19 protein-coding genes and 1 pseudogene are annotated in these 16,124 nt (G+C 58.1%); 13 read left to right on the top strand and 7 right to left on the bottom strand.

Going from position 1 to position 16,124, the window contains the following annotated elements:
• Positions 1–197: 197 nt before the first annotated feature.
• Positions 198–446: a DUF1010 domain-containing protein gene (locus P4826_RS18120; protein WP_317701740.1), complete on the top strand. Its 249-nt coding sequence runs from the start codon at positions 198–200 to the stop codon at positions 444–446.
• Positions 447–463: 17 nt separating this feature from the next.
• A complete protein-coding gene (locus P4826_RS18115; protein WP_063861588.1) occupies positions 464–1,264 on the top strand; it encodes an OXA-46 family oxacillin-hydrolyzing class D beta-lactamase OXA-205 in 801 nt (266 codons plus the stop codon).
• Here P4826_RS18115 and P4826_RS18110 read toward each other — a convergent pair.
• Positions 1,261–1,512: a hypothetical protein gene (locus P4826_RS18110; protein WP_317701739.1), complete on the bottom strand. Its 252-nt coding sequence runs from the start codon at positions 1,510–1,512 to the stop codon at positions 1,261–1,263. The genes P4826_RS18115 and P4826_RS18110 overlap by 4 nt on opposite strands.
• A gap of 63 nt (positions 1,513–1,575) precedes the next feature.
• Here P4826_RS18110 and P4826_RS18105 point away from each other — a divergent pair, with 63 nt between their 5' ends.
• The 3 genes from P4826_RS18105 to P4826_RS18095 all read left to right on the top strand — a co-directional run bounded on the left by P4826_RS18105 (position 1,576) and on the right by P4826_RS18095 (position 4,125).
• Positions 1,576–2,367, top strand: a complete 792-nt coding sequence (locus P4826_RS18105; protein WP_001261740.1) for an ANT(3'')-Ia family aminoglycoside nucleotidyltransferase AadA2 — start codon at positions 1,576–1,578, stop codon at positions 2,365–2,367.
• A 343-nt stretch (positions 2,368–2,710) separates the two neighbouring features.
• Positions 2,711–2,911 (top strand): hypothetical protein, encoded by a 201-nt coding sequence (locus tag P4826_RS18100; protein WP_317701738.1) that lies wholly within the window; start codon positions 2,711–2,713, stop codon positions 2,909–2,911.
• 197 nt (positions 2,912–3,108) lie between these two features.
• Positions 3,109–4,125, top strand: a complete 1,017-nt coding sequence (locus P4826_RS18095) for a hypothetical protein (protein ID WP_317701737.1) — start codon at positions 3,109–3,111, stop codon at positions 4,123–4,125.
• Positions 4,126–4,285: 160 nt separating this feature from the next.
• Here the strand turns inward: P4826_RS18095 and P4826_RS18090 are convergent, their stop codons facing one another.
• Positions 4,286–4,651 carry a hypothetical protein gene (locus P4826_RS18090; RefSeq protein WP_317701736.1) on the bottom strand — a complete coding sequence of 122 codons (366 nt, stop codon included), beginning with the start codon at positions 4,649–4,651 and terminating at the stop codon, positions 4,286–4,288.
• 86 nt (positions 4,652–4,737) lie between these two features.
• On the opposite strand from P4826_RS18090, the gene P4826_RS18085 reads away from it, so the two are divergent.
• The 4 genes from P4826_RS18085 to P4826_RS18070 all read left to right on the top strand — a co-directional run bounded on the left by P4826_RS18085 (position 4,738) and on the right by P4826_RS18070 (position 7,196).
• The gene (locus tag P4826_RS18085; protein ID WP_317701735.1) at positions 4,738–5,022 is read left to right on the top strand and encodes a helix-hairpin-helix domain-containing protein; all 285 of its coding nucleotides are present in this window, start codon (positions 4,738–4,740) and stop codon (positions 5,020–5,022) included.
• A gap of 25 nt (positions 5,023–5,047) precedes the next feature.
• Positions 5,048–5,596 carry a DUF4124 domain-containing protein gene (locus P4826_RS18080; protein ID WP_083766782.1) on the top strand — a complete coding sequence of 183 codons (549 nt, stop codon included), beginning with the start codon at positions 5,048–5,050 and terminating at the stop codon, positions 5,594–5,596.
• 103 nt (positions 5,597–5,699) lie between these two features.
• The gene (locus P4826_RS18075; protein WP_317701734.1) at positions 5,700–6,647 is read left to right on the top strand and encodes a HEPN domain-containing protein; all 948 of its coding nucleotides are present in this window, start codon (positions 5,700–5,702) and stop codon (positions 6,645–6,647) included.
• An 87-nt stretch (positions 6,648–6,734) separates the two neighbouring features.
• Positions 6,735–7,196 carry a zinc ribbon domain-containing protein gene (locus tag P4826_RS18070; RefSeq protein WP_317701733.1) on the top strand — a complete coding sequence of 154 codons (462 nt, stop codon included), beginning with the start codon at positions 6,735–6,737 and terminating at the stop codon, positions 7,194–7,196.
• A gap of 484 nt (positions 7,197–7,680) precedes the next feature.
• Here the strand turns inward: P4826_RS18070 and P4826_RS18065 are convergent.
• Positions 7,681–8,214, bottom strand: a pseudogene (locus P4826_RS18065) (IS110-like element ISPa29 family transposase); the annotation flags it as partial.
• 323 nt (positions 8,215–8,537) lie between these two features.
• Positions 8,538–9,959 carry a metalloprotease PmbA gene (gene pmbA, locus P4826_RS18060; RefSeq protein ID WP_317701732.1) on the bottom strand — a complete coding sequence of 474 codons (1,422 nt, stop codon included), beginning with the start codon at positions 9,957–9,959 and terminating at the stop codon, positions 8,538–8,540.
• 79 nt (positions 9,960–10,038) lie between these two features.
• On the opposite strand from pmbA, the gene yjgA reads away from it, so the two are divergent.
• The 3 genes from yjgA (at position 10,039) to P4826_RS18045 (ending at position 12,491) form a co-directional block, all read left to right on the top strand.
• Positions 10,039–10,713, top strand: a complete 675-nt coding sequence (yjgA, locus tag P4826_RS18055) for a ribosome biogenesis factor YjgA (protein ID WP_317701731.1) — start codon at positions 10,039–10,041, stop codon at positions 10,711–10,713.
• Positions 10,703–11,311 (top strand): molybdopterin adenylyltransferase, encoded by a 609-nt coding sequence (gene mog, locus P4826_RS18050; protein WP_317701730.1) that lies wholly within the window; start codon positions 10,703–10,705, stop codon positions 11,309–11,311. Before yjgA ends, mog begins: the two co-directional genes overlap by 11 nt.
• Before the next feature lie 82 nt (positions 11,312–11,393).
• Entirely contained in the window at positions 11,394–12,491 is a 1,098-nt protein-coding gene (locus tag P4826_RS18045; protein WP_317701729.1) for an NAD(P)-dependent alcohol dehydrogenase, read from the top strand.
• Positions 12,492–12,610: 119 nt separating this feature from the next.
• On the opposite strand, the gene P4826_RS18040 is transcribed toward P4826_RS18045, so the two are convergent.
• The 3 genes from P4826_RS18040 to P4826_RS18030 are packed head-to-tail and all read right to left on the bottom strand — an operon-like array spanning position 12,611 to position 14,902.
• Positions 12,611–13,273 (bottom strand): nitroreductase, encoded by a 663-nt coding sequence (locus P4826_RS18040; protein ID WP_317701728.1) that lies wholly within the window; start codon positions 13,271–13,273, stop codon positions 12,611–12,613.
• 18 nt (positions 13,274–13,291) lie between these two features.
• Positions 13,292–14,083 carry a serine O-acetyltransferase gene (cysE, locus tag P4826_RS18035; protein ID WP_317701727.1) on the bottom strand — a complete coding sequence of 264 codons (792 nt, stop codon included), beginning with the start codon at positions 14,081–14,083 and terminating at the stop codon, positions 13,292–13,294.
• A gap of 36 nt (positions 14,084–14,119) precedes the next feature.
• Entirely contained in the window at positions 14,120–14,902 is a 783-nt protein-coding gene (locus P4826_RS18030) for an RNA methyltransferase (protein WP_317701726.1), read from the bottom strand.
• Between the two features lie 151 nt (positions 14,903–15,053).
• On the opposite strand from P4826_RS18030, the gene P4826_RS18025 reads away from it, so the two are divergent.
• Positions 15,054–16,028 carry an inositol monophosphatase family protein gene (locus P4826_RS18025; protein ID WP_317701725.1) on the top strand — a complete coding sequence of 325 codons (975 nt, stop codon included), beginning with the start codon at positions 15,054–15,056 and terminating at the stop codon, positions 16,026–16,028.
• Positions 16,029–16,124 lie beyond the last annotated feature (96 nt).

Genomic DNA, 16,124 nt, shown 5'->3' with positions numbered 1-16,124 from the left:
GCCATCGCCTCCATTGTTCAGCGTGGCTAGGATAGGGTCTCGGCTCACCCGTTGCAGGGTCAAACTTCATCACTTCGGATTGCATTGGTTTCTCCTTTTATTGGCAAACACGGCTAACAAGTCGTTGCAGCCGACCGCCTACGGCGGCGGCTGAACTCCGGCGTTAGCCTGCTTTTTATTCCTGCCCATTTCAGCCCATGAATATTCAAACGCCATTTACCTTCGCAAGCGTTTATCCGCTGGGTGTTTGGCGTTCGCTCGGGCTTCGCCTGCGTGGGTTGCGCCAGTTTCAAGCCTTTTTGGCCTCTAGCCCTTGTGCAGCAAGCGCAAGCAGCTATTGTTTTCGTAGTCCGTGGCCTGTGCGGTCACTTTCGTTTTTGCGCTTTGGGTCTAACCCGGCGCTCAAGCCGACCCGCCTACGGCGGGCGGCTTACCTGGGCCGTTAGGCGTCAAAGGAAACTTAATGGCAATCCGATTCCTCACCATACTGCTATCTACTTTTTTTCTTACCTCATTCGTGCATGCGCAAGAACACGTGGTAGTCCGTTCTGACTGGAAGAAGTTCTTCAGCGACCTCCAGGCCGAAGGTGCAATCGTTATTGCAGACGAACGTCAAGCGGAGCATGCTTTATTGGTTTTTGGTCAAGAGCGAGCAGCAAAGCGTTACTCGCCTGCTTCAACCTTCAAGCTTCCACACACACTTTTTGCACTCGATGCAGGCGCCGTTCGTGATGAGTTCCAGGTTTTTCGATGGGATGGCGTTAAGCGGAGCTTTGCGGGCCACAATCAAGACCAAGACTTGCGATCAGCGATGCGAAATTCTGCGGTCTGGGTTTATGAGCTATTTGCAAAAGAGATCGGAGAGGACAACGCAAGACGCTATTTAAAGCAAATTGACTATGGCAACGCCGACCCTTCGACAATTAAGGGCAATTACTGGATAGATGGCAATCTTGAAATCTCAGCGCACGAACAGATTTCGTTTCTCAGAAAACTTTATCGAAATCAGCTGCCATTTCAGGTGGAACACCAGCGCTTGGTCAAATATCTCATGATTACGGAAGCCGGGCGCAACTGGATACTACGCGCAAAGACTGGCTGGGAAGGCAGGTTTGGCTGGTGGATAGGGTGGGTTGAATGGCCAACCGGTCCCGTATTCTTCGCGCTGAATATTGATACGCCAAACAGAACGGATGATCTTTTCAAAAGAGAGGCAATCGCGCGGGCAATCCTTCGCTCTATCGACGCGTTGCCGCCCAACTAATCAATCCAGCGGACGCCTTCGGCGCCGCTGATTTCGACGTTAGATGATTCACATCCGCAGCGTTTGAATGCTGCTTTGAACTCGTCCAGTGTTAATTCTCTGCGCTCCACTCTGCGGCCCGTTTTCTCCATCTCCCGTGCGAAATCTGCAATCTCTTTTGGTCTCGTCGTCGAGTCATCAACAAGCGTGGCAGTAATACACCCGCATCTTTTGACGCCCACATAAAAACCGTGTCTTTCTTCGTTCATGGTTCTAACCTTTCAATCAACCCGGACGGCTACGCCGCCGGTTATTTCTGGGCGTTAGACATCATGAGGGTAGCGGTGACCATCGAAATTTCGAACCAACTATCAGAGGTGCTAAGCGTCATTGAGCGCCATCTGGAATCAACGTTGCTGGCCGTGCATTTGTACGGCTCCGCAGTGGATGGCGGCCTGAAGCCATACAGCGATATTGATTTGTTGGTTACTGTGGCCGTAAAGCTTGATGAAACGACGCGGCGAGCATTGCTCAATGACCTTATGGAGGCTTCGGCTTTCCCTGGCGAGAGCGAGACGCTCCGCGCTATAGAAGTCACCCTTGTCGTGCATGACGACATCATCCCGTGGCGTTATCCGGCTAAGCGCGAGCTGCAATTTGGAGAATGGCAGCGCAATGACATTCTTGCGGGTATCTTCGAGCCAGCCATGATCGACATTGATCTAGCTATCCTGCTTACAAAAGCAAGAGAACATAGCGTTGCCTTGGTAGGTCCGGCAGCGGAGGAATTCTTTGACCCGGTTCCTGAACAGGATCTATTCGAGGCGCTGAGGGAAACCTTGAAGCTATGGAACTCGCAGCCCGACTGGGCCGGCGATGAGCGAAATGTAGTGCTTACGTTGTCCCGCATTTGGTACAGCGCAATAACCGGCAAAATCGCGCCGAAGGATGTCGCTGCCGACTGGGCAATAAAACGCCTACCTGCCCAGTATCAGCCCGTCTTACTTGAAGCTAAGCAAGCTTATCTGGGACAAAAAGAAGATCACTTGGCCTCACGCGCAGATCACTTGGAAGAATTTATTCGCTTTGTGAAAGGCGAGATCATCAAGTCAGTTGGTAAATGATGTCTAACAATTCGTTCAAGCCGACCGCGCTACGCGCGGCGGCTTAACTCCGGCGTTAGCCCAATGAAATGCCTGCCCGTTGGGTTGACTTCGCTAGGCAGGCAAAAACAAAACAACCAAACACGAAAGGAAAACACACAATGGCAATCGCAAATGCAGTTCAACGCGGATCGTGGGTCTATGTATACAACGAGAAGAATCAGCAGATTTTCACCCAATCCGCTGGCAGTGGTCCTAATGATGGCTTGAAGGGTTACACGAGCAGTTCCGTCAACATCCAAAGGGGTAGCTGGATTTACACCTACAACGAAAAAGGACAACAGACAGGAACTACTTCGGCTCGATGAATATTTCCGGATTTACCACCCAAACCCTGATTGAGTTTTACGACAAAGTCAGAGACTGCTTGCGGAAGGACGATGAAAATCCATCTGCGGACAAAGTTTACGGCGTCCGCTCATTTCAAGATTGGCGCGGTTTTGCCGATGCCATCGAGAAGGAATTGACGGAAAGATCACAGACCTTTACCCCAATCCAATGGTAACGAAGGGCTAACAAGGCGCTGCACCCAACGCTCACCCGCGTCACGCCTCGTGCTTGTCGCTTCGCTCAGGCACGAGTCGCGCCACGGGTGAGCGTGGGTGAGCTTGGACGTTAGCCTCCAGCAATTACCAGTCGTACGCAAGCAGCGATGGGGAAAATTAGTTTCTCTTGTTCATATAGATGATTGGATGTTATAAAATGGGGAAAATTGTCAAGCTTCTTACATATGTCGTCATTAGCATTGGTGCATTAACACTTGCTGCATGTGGTGACAAGAAGGTGGGACTCGCTGGCTCAAGCGAGCCTGTCTCAGTATCAGCTGCATTTAAATGTGATTCTGATCAAATCCGGAATATTATTTATTCAACTCTTGCTAATTCGCAAACTGGAGTAATAGAGCCTCCAGTGTTGAGCAATGGATCCAGTGTATTTCAACTAGTTGGCGCCAATAATATCGGTAAGGATGATCAAGGTCGTAAAATTTGCGCCAATTCATATGCACTACGTCTCTCGGCCACATATGAGGATTCGGCTGGTAAGAAGATTGCATCTAATGGTCAGGAAAAAGTATTTCAAGCAACATTTATTGCAGTCCCATTTATAGATGAGGATAGCAATCAATTTAAGGTTATTTTTGATGCTCAGGAAGGCACTAGCCCCAAGCTACTTCAAGGTATGGTAGAAGCCATTCCTGAAATTAATGAGTATCTCAATAAAAGCCCTCTCTGCAATAAGATTGAACAAATATCTTGGAATGCTCAAGTCGAACGTCGCGTTATCAATGGTGAGGGTAAGATCTTTCATGTATATGATGACCCAATCAAAACCAATCAGGCAACCGAAGAAGAGTTGAATCAGTATCTCAATACTTGTAATGCTTCCCGCAAGTTTAATGATACCAAACGAATTATTGAATCAGTTCGTAATCAACGTGATCCAGGGCAGGTCGATTTAAAAGATGGATTTAAAACTGCAGAATCCGAAGAGCCTCTTACTAGCCAATACAAGCCCGCTGAAAATCATGTTGATCGTCGTAATTTGAAGAATTCTGAACTACAGTTCTGCATGGATGTTCAACGTAACTCACCTAAAGAATTAGTTCGTCTTAATATAGATATCCTTCGTAAGTTTACTACTGAATGCCCTACTGGCGAGAAATACGACTACGTATGGGGAGTAGTTGGTGATATGGTTACTGAATCAGAGGCTGATTAATTTGTATGGAGCAAGTGGGCGGGCTTCGCCTGGAAAAGTTGCGCAGGGTCAAAGCTGTTGTTTCCGCAGTGTTTCTGCTTCGTGTTCGCGCGCTCATCTATCATCAGTGCCTAACCCATCATTCCAGCGGACTGCCTTCGGCAGCCGCTGAATTCAAGCGTTAGCTTGTTGCCTCAATTATTCGGTCAAATACGTCGCCAGATAATTTGACAGCTACGAGTAAATCAAATTCGCCTTTTCCCCTCGGGAGTTCATTTCCTCTTGCAGCCATAAAAGCCTGTAGCCTTGCCGCAATTTCTAGTAGCACTGGCAATTCACTAATTGCAACCGCATCAGCTTGATTCTTTGGCCCGGTCAATTCACAAACGCCAATGCCGTTTAATTCTTTTCCATACGTCCTTGCTATTGCATGCGTTTCTTGCGATGCATAAATTCGGCAGTGCCCATGGGGTGCCTGCCCTAACTTCCATGGGCCGGGTGTCCATGGGGCACCCTTGGTTATTGTTGGTGTCCATTTGTTTTTCATTTAAATCTTTCAGTTCTAACAATTCGTCGCACCGGACTGCTTCGCATCCGGTGAACTCGGGGCGTTAGATATTTTTGGAGCCTGCGATGCCATTCCTGCCATCTGAAAGAAAAGCCCTCCTTGCTGTCAAAGGCATTGGCCCTACAGTTGTGGCTCGTCTTGAACAAATGGGGTATGAATCTTTAGCGCATTTGAGCAAAGCCAATGCTCTTGATATTGTTTCAAAAGCATCCTCAATTGTTGGCTCAACGTGTTGGAAAAATAGTCCGCAAGCCCGTGCAGCCATTCAGTCTGCCATTGCTCTCGCACAATCTCATCAGGCGCAAATGTCTAACATTTCGTCGCAGCCGACCGCCTGCGGCGGCGGCTGAACTCAAGGCGTTAGAGTTGATAAACATGAAAAAACGAAAGATCTTTGCATTCCTCTTTCTTGCGTTTGCAATGACAACAGGGTATGCCCAAGTTTACAAATGCATCGTCAATGGTCGCACTATATTCTCTGATGCTCCTTGTCAAGCCGGATCGACGGGAGTATTAATTCAAGAAAAGAAAGATCCGGAACAAATCTACCAAGAGCGCTTGCAGGCACTTGAGGCGGAGAACCGGAAACTACAACAGCAAGCCTTACGCCGCGAGCAACAACTTAACGAACAACTCACACGACCGCAGCCAGTGCAAGGTCAGTCCGCTCCGCCGGGCGTTCGTTATGACGTCACCGTATCAGAGCAAACGCGACGTTGCGATATGGAAAAGAATACGATCACTAATAAAAAACGTCGTGAGGGAGCAGAGTGTCTAAAATTGCGATCAATGTTAAATATGCCAGAGCCTACAAGGGTTATCATTAACAACCAAAACACGCCAAGCCATCCTAGAACGGTCATCAACAATCAAACCGGAAAGCCATGCACGGTTTTCCCAGGCGGACATATGGAATGCCATTGAAATCAATCCGCCAAATACATTGCCAGCCATTTCTCTGCTCTAACTGTTCGTCGCAGCCGACCGCCTACGGCGGCGGCTGAACTCAAGGCGTTAGAATAATTATATGACGAAACCGCTATTTCAATGGAATTACATAATTGAAGGATTACTGCCCCCAGGGATCTCTCTTCAACAAAAAGTACAGTTAAGTGATGAAAATATTCTCCTGACTACTAGAGAAGGAAAATTAAAAGCGTATGTTCTCGGAGTAGACGACCTGGATAGAGGCAAGCAACAACTTAGTAGATACCTCCAATTTGCAGCGCTAATATCTCTTAATCGAGTTACATACTCTGGAGGCAGCGGTGCGAGTATTCGATCAAAATCCGAACTTGGGACGAAGCCAGAGCTTGATATAACGTTTCGACCTGTTATTCCTGACGAAGCAATTAAAGCAATTCAGCCTCATGTAATTAAATATTTATCCGAGATATCAAGAATTCATGACTTGTATCAAATAACAATAACGGAAAATAAGTTCCTTCGGCTATCATTAGATTTTTTCTATGAATCTCAAATTTCATCGGCATACAGCGATGAAGGACTTATAAAATCCATAATCAGCATGGAAGCGCTATTTAATGATGGCTCAACAGATATCAGTTACAAACTAGCCCTCAGGGCAGCCTTTATACTGAGTCCAATTTTCTCGGACACACTGACAGTATTCAATAATTTAAAGAAAGCATATAGTTGCCGGAGTAAAATAGTTCACGGCAGTGGTGCCGATATCAATGTCGATGGTGAACTTCAGAGCAATATATGCCATTACAACAGGTCTGCGCTTATGATATTTATGATTTTGCTCAATAATCCAACTCGTCAGAGATGGCCAAAAAATAAACGAAAAGACTGTTTAATGCAACAAATTGATCACGCAATGATCGACTTGGAAAAACGCAACCTGATGATTCAAGAAATTACACATGATATCCCCAATTTCAACATAGAGGTACCCAGATCGTTTGAGGGCGAGGCGCACAATAAACCATGGCGGTTTTCTCCTTGGTGAGCGCATTTTCTTTCTAACTTTGCGTCGCAGCCGACCGCCTATGGCGGCGGCTGAACTCAGGGTTAGGTTTTCAAGGAGTAATAATTTATGGCGCTTATGAAGTGTAAAGAATGCGGGAATGATGTTAGCAACACTGCGGCATCATGCCCTAAATGCGGCGCTAAAGTTCCAAAGAAAACAGGAATCGGAACGTTGGTGGTTGCTGGATTAATAGGATGGGCAGTTTTTTCATTTATTTCTAGTGGTGGTAGTATCGGAACATCTAGTTCTTCAACCCACTCGATAACATATCATGTCGATGGAAGCACCAGCAAAGCGTCACTAACATACCAAAATGCACAAGGAGGTTCGCAACAAGAAGATGCCTCAGTTCCATGGAGGAAAACCATTTCCGCTAAAAGCGGTGATTTTTTATATATATCCGCGCAAAATAAAGAATCATATGGAGACATAAGAGTACGAATTTTGGTTGATGGAAAGGAATTCAGAAACTCAGAAGCCAGCGGGGGTTTCACAATTGCTTCCGCGAATGGTTCTTGCTGCCAATAGTGCCAAATAAGACTCGCACAAACTCCGTCCCCTACAAATAAAAATCAGAAACCTAACATTTCGTCGCAGCCGACCGCTACGCGGCGGCTGAACTCAGGGCGCTACAAGGGCTTCCCCACCTTTGCAAGCAATACCTCTCCCTGGGTTGATCGCACAGCGATCAACCCAGGCATGGTTTTCGTCAATTTCAGATCAGCTCCCAGCCTTGTGCATGCAGCGCGTCGATGCTTCTTGGCAAACGGTGCGGACGGCGTGACTACAAACGGTCATTACGCTGCCTTCTGGTTGGCAGCAAACCCTGATGAAAGACGCGCGCCGGGGGCTCCATTCGTTAGTCGGGCTTTGGGATGGCTCCCATGAGTCCCCTTGAGTTAACCGAGCATTCCCCGGCGCAGGTCCTTTTTTGCACATCAACGACTGCCTTCACGCGGCGGATTTCTGATCTGTCAGCTTGTTCTGGTGTCTGTTGCGTAGCCGGCCCAGCTCACGCGGGCATCTTGAAGGCCTCCCCGCGCTGCAGCACGGCCCAGCACATGCGGGCGTTCTTGGCGGCAATGGCCACCACGGCGCGCCAGTAGCCCCGGCGCTCGGCCAGGCTGCGGGCCCAGCGGCTGATGGGGTCTTGCTTGGGCGTGCGGGTGTTCATGGCAGCGGCAAGCACCGCTCTGGCTCCCATCACCAGCAGGCTGCGCAGGTAGGCGTCTCCGGCTTTGGTGATGCGTCCCAATCTCTGCTTGCCGCCCGAGCTGTATTGCCCGGGCACCAGGCCCAGCCAGGCGCTGAAGCTGCGCCCGCAGGCGAAGTCGTGGCCATTGCCCACGGTGCTGATGAGTGCCATGGCGGTGGTCTGGCCAATACCGCCGAGTTGCATCAACTGCTGCGCCTGGGTGCTGTGGCGGGCCATGAGGGCGATGTGGCGGTCGTACTCGGTGATGCGTTCATCAAGCCGGGTGACTTCACTCAAGAGATCGCCGATGACGGTGTTGGCCCAGCCGGGCAGCTCTTCGAGGCGTGCCAGCTCCGGGGAAAGATTGGGGTGGGGGCCGGGAGCGCCGGCATCCTGCCGGCTTGGCTGCTTGGGGTTCGCCGGCTCCCACCCCTGCCCTCCCCCGGAGGGGGAGGGAGGAATACCGGGGGCGTCGTGATTGGGCCCCTGAGGCCGGCACATACCCATTTTTGATAGCACGTAGCGCTTGTTTGGCAGTGCATTTCACTCCCTCGCCCCCTTGGGGGAGAGGGTGGGGGTGAGGGGGTGGTTCGGGCAAGGCGGTTCTTGTTGGCATCCACCCTCACCCCTGCCCTCTCCCGCCTGCGGGAGAGGGAGAAACAGCCGCGCAAAAATTAGCTGCCCGCCACCTTCATGCGATTGATGAGGATGGAGCCCACGGTCTTGGCGCCGTAGGTGTAGCTGTCGGCGCCCACGGCTTCAATGCCGCGCAGCATGTCCTTGAGGTTGCCGGCGATGGTGATCTCATGCACGGGGTAGGCGATGCGGCCGTTTTCCACCCAGAAGCCGCTGGCGCCGCGCGAGTAGTCGCCCGTCACGTAGTTCACGCCCTGGCCCATGAGTTCGATGACGAACAGGCCGGTGCCCAGTTTTTGCAGCATGGCGTCCAGGTCGTCGCCGGCTTGTGTCAGGCGCGACGACAGCACCAGGTTGTGCGAGCCACCCGCGTTGCCGGTGGTCTTCATGCCCAGCTTGCGTGCCGAATAGGTGCTCAAGAAATAGCCCTGCACGCGCCCGCGCTGGACCACCTGGCGCGGCGCCACGCGCACACCCTCTTCGTCGTAGGGCGAACTGCCCTTGCCGCCCAGGATGAACGGGTCTTCGCTCACATCGATGTGCTTGGCAAACACCGGCTTGCCCAGCGAATCGACCAAAAAACTGGTCTTGCGGTACAGCGCGCCGCCGCTCACGGCCTGGACAAAGCTGCCCAGCAGGCCGGCGGCCAGGGGCGACTCGAACAGCACCGGGCATTCGGTGGTGGGGATCTTGCGTGACCCCAGGCGGGCGAGGGCGCGCTGGGCGGCGTAGCGGCCCACGGCCTCGGGGGCGGCCAGGTCGGTGGCGTTGCGCTCGGAGCTGTACCAGGCGTCGCGCTGCATCTCGCCATTGCGCCCGGGCAGCGAGGCGATGGGCGCCACCGAGATGCTGTGGCGCGAGCTGGCATAGCCGCCGCGAAAGCCGCGCGTGTGGGCGCTGAAGAAGTGGCTTTGCTGGGCCGACACGCCCGCGCCCTCGCTGTTGGTGATGCGCCTGTGGGTCTTGAGGGCGGCGGCCTCGCATTGCAGCGCCAGCTGCGCGGCCTCTTCGCTGGTGATGGCCCAGGGGTGGAATAGCTGCAGGTCGCGGTGCGTGTCGGCGGGGGCGATGTCGGCCTCGTCGGGCAGGCCGGCCACGGGGTCTTCGGCGGTGAAGCGGGCGATGTCGTAGGCGGCCTGCACGGTGCGCTCGACGGCGGCGGGCGAGAAGTCGGACGTGCTGGCGTTGCCGCGCCGGTGGCCCAGGTAGACGGTCACGCCCAGGGACTTGTCGCGGTTGCGCTCCACGGTCTCCAGCTCGCCCTTGCGCACGTTGACGGACAGGCCGCAGCCCTCCGAGGCGTCGGCGCCGGCGTCGCTGGCGCCGAGCTTTTTGGCGTGCGCCAGGGCATGGTCCACCAGGCCGGCGAAGAATTCGCGCGTGTAGCTGAAGCCGCTTTCGGGTTGGTTGGTGGTTTGTGCGGGGGCGGCGCTCTGGGCGCGGGAGCTGGGTGTATTCATAGCGGCGGCTATGATACTTGCCGCTCAAATCACCGCAGGGCGGCCGCCGTTGCGACGCAGCGCCCCTCCCTGCCCCACCATGTCACGCAAACCCAAAAAAGGCTATTTCGTCAGGGGCCAGTTCGTCGCCGAAGGCAGCGAGCTGGACCTGCAGTACAAGGCCGAACTCAAGGGCACCACGGGTGCCACCAAGACCGACCTGAAGCGCGAGATGGATGCGCTGCAGAAGCTGGGCGCCGAGCTGCTCACGCTGCGCACCGACCTGTTTGCGCGCCTGGATCTGCCCGAAAAGCTGCAGGACGCGCTGGCCGAGGCCCGGCGCATCACCAACTTCGAGGGCAAGCGCCGGCAGATGCAGTTTGTCGGCAAGCTGATGCGCAAGCTGGACGACGATGCCGTGGCCGCCATCCAGGCCGCGCTGGAGGAGCAGCACAGCGGCTCGGCCGCCGAGAAGCTGGCCCTGCACCAGGCCGAGCATTGGCGCGACCGCCTGATTGCCGGTGACGAGGCCCTGGCGCCGTGGATGCAGCAGTTCCCCGACACGGACACGCAGCAGCTGCGCGCGCTGATACGCCAGGCGCGCAAGGACGCGCCGCCCGAGGACAAGGCCGCCGTTTCGCAGGGCCTGGCGCCGCGCAAGGGCCGCGCCTTCCGCGAGCTGTTCCAGCTGGTACGGGAACAAATGGGCGCCGCACAGGGCCACAATGAAGACCCGAGTGACACCAATGACGAGGAGGACGGCCATGCCCCATAGCACCCATGAGTACGCGCCAGTCAAGATCGGCATCGTCTCCATCAGCGACCGCGCTAGCAGCGGCGACTACGAGGACAAGGGCCTGCCCGCGCTGCACGACTGGCTCAAGCGCGCGCTGCACAACCCCATCACCTTCGAGCCGCGCCTGATCCCCGACGACAAAGAGCGCATCAGCGCCACCCTGATCGAGCTGGTGGATGCCGGCTGCTCGCTGGTGCTGACCACCGGCGGCACCGGCCCGGCGCTGCGCGACGTGACGCCCGAGGCCACGCTGGCCGTGGCCGACAAGGAGATGCCGGGCTTTGGCGAGCAGATGCGCCAGATCTCGCTCAAATTCGTCCCCACGGCCATCCTGTCGCGCCAGGTGGCGGTGATACGCGGCAAGAGCCTGATCATCAACCTGCCGGGCCAGCCCAAGGCGATTGCCGAGACGCTGGAGGGCTTGCGTGACGAGGCCGGCGCGCAACTGGTGCCGGGCATTTTTGCCGCCGTGCCCTACTGCATCGACCTGATAGGCGGACCCTACCTGGAGACCCGGCCCGAGCTCTGCAAGGCGTTTCGCCCCAAGTCGGCCATGCGGCCTACGCCCGCGCGGTGATACCCGAGCAGGCCGCTGCGATGTAAGCCGGCGGCCACCTCCATGGCCTATGGTGATCCTTTCACACGAAAGGAGTGCCACCATGACCGCCATGATGAAAGCTGCCGTTTTTGTGGACAAGGGCCGCATCGAGCTGGCCGACAAGCCCATACCCGACGTGGGCCCCAACGACGCGCTGGTGCGCATCACCACCACCACCATCTGCGGCACGGATGTGCACATCCTCAAGGGCGAGTACCCGGTCGCCAAGGGCCTGACCGTGGGCCATGAGCCGGTGGGCGTGATCGAGAAACTGGGCAGCGCCGTGCAGGGCTACCAGGAGGGCCAGCGCGTGATTGCCGGCGCCATCTGCCCCAACTTCAACAGCTACGCCGCGCAGGACGGCGCGCCCAGCCAGGACGGCAGCTATCTTGTGCCGCGCGGTCAATGTGGCTGCCACGGCTACAAGGCCACGGCGGGCTGGCGCTTTGGCAACCTGATCGACGGCACGCAGGCCGAATATGTGCTGGTGCCGGACGCCCAGGCGAACCTGGCGCCCATTCCCGATGGCCTGACGGACGAGCAGGTGCTGATGTGCCCGGACATCATGTCCACCGGCTTCAAGGGCGCCGAGAACGCCAACATCCGCATTGGCGACACCGTGGTGGTGCTGGCGCAGGGCCCGATAGGCCTGTGCGCCACGGCCGGCGCGCGCCTGCTGGGGGCGACGACCATCATCGCCGTGGACGGCAATGACCAGCGCCTGGCAGTCGCCAAAAAGATGGGCGCCGACGTAACGCTGAACTTCCGCAACGTGGACGTGGTGGCCGAGGTGATGAAGCTCACCGGCGGCAAGGGTGCCGACAGCTCCATCGAGGCCCTGGGCACCCAGGCCACGTTTGCCCAGGCCATGCAGGTGCTGCGGCCCGGGGGCACGCTGTCGAGCCTGGGGGTGTATTCGGAGGATTTGTCCATTCCGCTGGCGCAGTTTGCCGCCGGCCTGGGCGATCACACCATACGCACCGCGCTCTGCCCCGGCGGCAAGGAGCGCATGCGCCGCCTGATGAACGTGATTGCCGCGAATCGCCTGGATCTGGGCGTGCTGGTGACGCACCAGCGCCGGCTGGACGAGATCGTGGAGGCCTATGACCTGTTTGCCCACCAGCGCGACGGGGTGCTGAAGATCGCCATCAAGCCGTGATGGCATGGCGGGCGCTGCAGGCTGCCGTCCAAGGGCTGGCCGTCATTTCCCCCTCTCCCGCAGGCGGGAGAGGGAGTTAAAACCCTCGCCAAACAAGCGCGAGGCGCTATCAACATATCTCAGTCAAAGCCGCGCAGCTCGCCCCAGTCGGCCCAGGGCGCGCGCGTGGAGCGCAGCGCGTTGATGGGCGCGGCCTCGTCCTCGTAGCCCAGGGCCACGCCGCAGGCCACGTGATAGGGCTCGGGCAGGGCCAGCTGGCGCTGCAGCGTGCCGGCGTAGCGGCGCCAGAAGCCCTGGGCGCAGGTCGCCAGGCCATGGTGCACGGCCAGCAGCATCAGGGACTGCAGATAGATGCCCAGGTCGGCCCATTGCGGCAGGCCCATGCGCTCGTCCACGCAGACGAAGATGCCCACGGGCGCGCCAAAGAACTCGGCGTTCTTGGCCAGTTGCTCCAGGCGTGCGGCCTTGTCCTCGCGCGGTATGCCCAGGGTGCGGTACAGGTCCTCGCCATTGGCAAAACGGCGCGTGCGGTAGGGCTCCCACAGGCTGGGCGGGTAGGACTGGTTGGTCGGCGCGTCCTCGGCCGGCGCCGTGGCCACGGCGGCCAGCACCTGCCGCAGGGGTTCACCCGTCAGCGCCACAACGCGCCAGGGCTGCAGATTGCCGCCGGACGCGGCCTGGGCAGCCTCTTGCAGCAGGGTCTGCACCAGGGCGGCGGGCGGTGCGTCGGGCAGAAAGGCGCGCACCGAGCGGCGCTGGCGCAGGGCCTGGGTTACGTCCATGGTCTCTCCTGTCGGCGGCTACTTGCCGATGATGTCATTAAGCTTGGCGGCCGGGAAATGCCCGCTGAGCGCGGCGTCGCCGGGCACGCAGTCCTGGCCCTGGGGCGTGGTCTGCGAGAGCTTTTCTATGGCCTGCCAGAGCAGCGCGATCTGGTGCTCCTGACCGGCGGCGCTGTCGATCAGGCCGCGCATCGCCTGGGTGAGGGGGTCGTCCTGCTGCGCGGTCACGCCATAGGCGCTGAACTTGGCTTCCTCCTGCCCGTGCGGCTCGGTCACGTCGGCGCTCTGGCCTTCCTTGGACGGGATGATGCGCGCCGGTATGCCCACAGCCGTGGCGCCGGCGGGCACAGGCTTGATGACCACGGCGTTGCTGCCGATCTTTGCGCCGTCGCCCACCTCGAAGCCGCCCAGCACCTTGGCGCCCGCCGCCACCACCACGTCGCGGCCCAGCGTGGGGTGGCGCTTTGCGCCCTTGTAGAGCGAGGTGCCGCCCAGCGTGACGCCGTGGTAGATGGTGCAGCCGTCGCCCACCACCGCCGTCTCGCCGATCACCACGCCCATGCCGTGGTCGATGAAGACGCGCTCGCCGATCACGGCGCCGGGGTGGATCTCTATACCCGTGAACCAGCGCGCCAGGTGCGAGATGAAGCGCCCCAGCCACTTGAAACCATGCGTCCAGCACCAGTGCGCGGGCAGGTGCAGCCAGATGGCGTGCAGGCCCGGGTAGCAGGTGACGACCTCGAAGCGCGAGCGCGCCGCCGGGTCGCGGTCAAGGATGCACTGGATGTCCGATTGCAGGCGGGCAAGCATGAAGGGCTGTGGCGGTGACAAAAAAGGCTTTGAAGTCTAGCCGTTTGGCCGTGCGGCCTGCAGCATGGATTTGGCGACACCGCGCAGGATATGGATTTCCTCCTGCGTGAGTTGTGCGCGGTTGAACATCTGGTTCAGCCGCGGCATGAGCTTCTTGGGCGCGGCCGGATCCAGAAAGCCGATCGCCGCCAGCGCCTGCTCCCAGTGCGCCAGCATGCCGGCCACCTGCGCGGCGTCGGCCCGGTCGCCCTGCGGCGCGGACTCGGGCGCGTTGTAAGCCCCCAGGGCCTGGCGCCATTCGTAGGCGATGACCTGCACCGCGGCGCCCAGGTTCAGCGAGCCAAACTGCGGATTGGTGGGAATGCTGAGCGCCACATGGCAGCGATAGACATCCTCGTTGGCCATGCCGAAACGCTCGGAGCCAAACAGGAAGGCGACGCCGGATTCGGACGAATAGTTTTCAGCAAAATTAGCCTCTTGCGCCCTACCATCAAGCGCAGACAGCTCACCTTTCAATAGCAAATCAAAATGCTCGCGCGGCGTGCGCGTGGGCGGGCCGAAGTCGCGCGGCGTCATGGCCGTGGCGCACAGGTGGCTCATGCCGTCGAGCGCCTCGTCCAGCGTGGCCACGATGCGCGCCTGGGCCAGCACATCCAGGGCGCCGCTGGCGCGCTGTATGGTTTCATCCTTGCGCAGCACATTCGCCCAGCGCGGCGCCACCAGCACCAGGTCGTCAAAGCCCATGGTCTTCATGGCGCGCGCGACCGCGCCCACGTTGCCGGCATGGCTGGTGTGGATGAGGATGAAACGGGTTCTCATGGCGCAGTGGGGATGAAAGAGCCGGTGATTGTCGCCGCAGCCACCCGCACTGCGCAGGATTTGGGGGCGCGGCTAAAATGCGCGCTTTGCGCCCGCATCGCCGGCCGCATGCCCCGGCCACGAGCCGCCCTCCGCTCCTTAGTCACAACCTATGTCGTCCAATCTGCACCCCATGCTCAACGTGGCCATCAAGGCCGCCCGCGCCGCCGGCGCCCTCATCAACCGCGCGGCCCTCGATGTCGAGGCGGTGCGCATTTCGCAAAAGCAGATCAACGACTTTGTGACCGAGGTGGACCACGCGGCCGAGCGCGCCATCATCGAAACCCTGCTCACCGCCTATCCCGGCCACGGCATCCTGGCCGAGGAATCCGGCAGCGAGCATGGCGCCAAGCATTCGGACTACGTCTGGATCATCGACCCGCTGGACGGCACGACCAATTTCATCCACGGCTTTCCGGTGTATTGCGTCAGCATCGCCATGGCCTTCAAGGGCAAGGTGGAGCACGCCGTGGTCTACGACCCCTCGCGCAACGACCTGTTCACCGCCACGCGCGGGCGCGGCGCCTTTCTGAACGAGCGGCGCATCCGCGTCTCCAAGCGCACGCAGCTCAAGGACTGCCTGGTCTCCACCGGCTTCCCCTTCCGCCCGGGCGACAACTTCAAGCAATACATGGCCATGATGGCCGAGCTGATGCCGCGCACCGCCGGCCTGCGCCGCCCCGGCGCCGCCGCGCTGGATCTGGCCTATGTGGCCGCCGGTTACTGCGACGGATTCTTCGAGTCCGGCCTGTCGATCTGGGACGTGGCCGCCGGCAGCCTGCTGGTGACCGAGGCCGGCGGCCTGGTGGGCAACTTCACCGGCGAGGCCGACTTCATGGAACAGCGCGAATGCCTGGCCGGCTCGCCGCGCATCTACGGCCAGCTGGTGGGCCTCTTGGGCAAGTACAGCAAGTTCGCCCCAGCGGGCGACAAGGCGGCAGTGCGCCAGGCGCTGGCCAATGGTGCCGCTGATACAGCCATGGACGGCGCTGCCGACGGCCTGGCGGAAGACGCGGACGAGGCAGCCACCACCCACCCCGACAGCGCCGCCGAAGACCAGCAGACGCGCCCGGCCGCCGCGCCCTGAACAGGGACTATCAAAATAGTAGTAACGGGGCGGCGTCTATACGGGTAATCCGCCAGCACGGCGGTGGGTAACAGGACTCGTATCTCCGTAAAATAG

This window comes from Diaphorobacter limosus (genome assembly GCF_033100095.1).
Lineage (GTDB): Bacteria > Pseudomonadota > Gammaproteobacteria > Burkholderiales > Burkholderiaceae_C > Alicycliphilus > Alicycliphilus limosus.
This window is presented reverse-complemented; position numbering and strand designations above follow the sequence as displayed.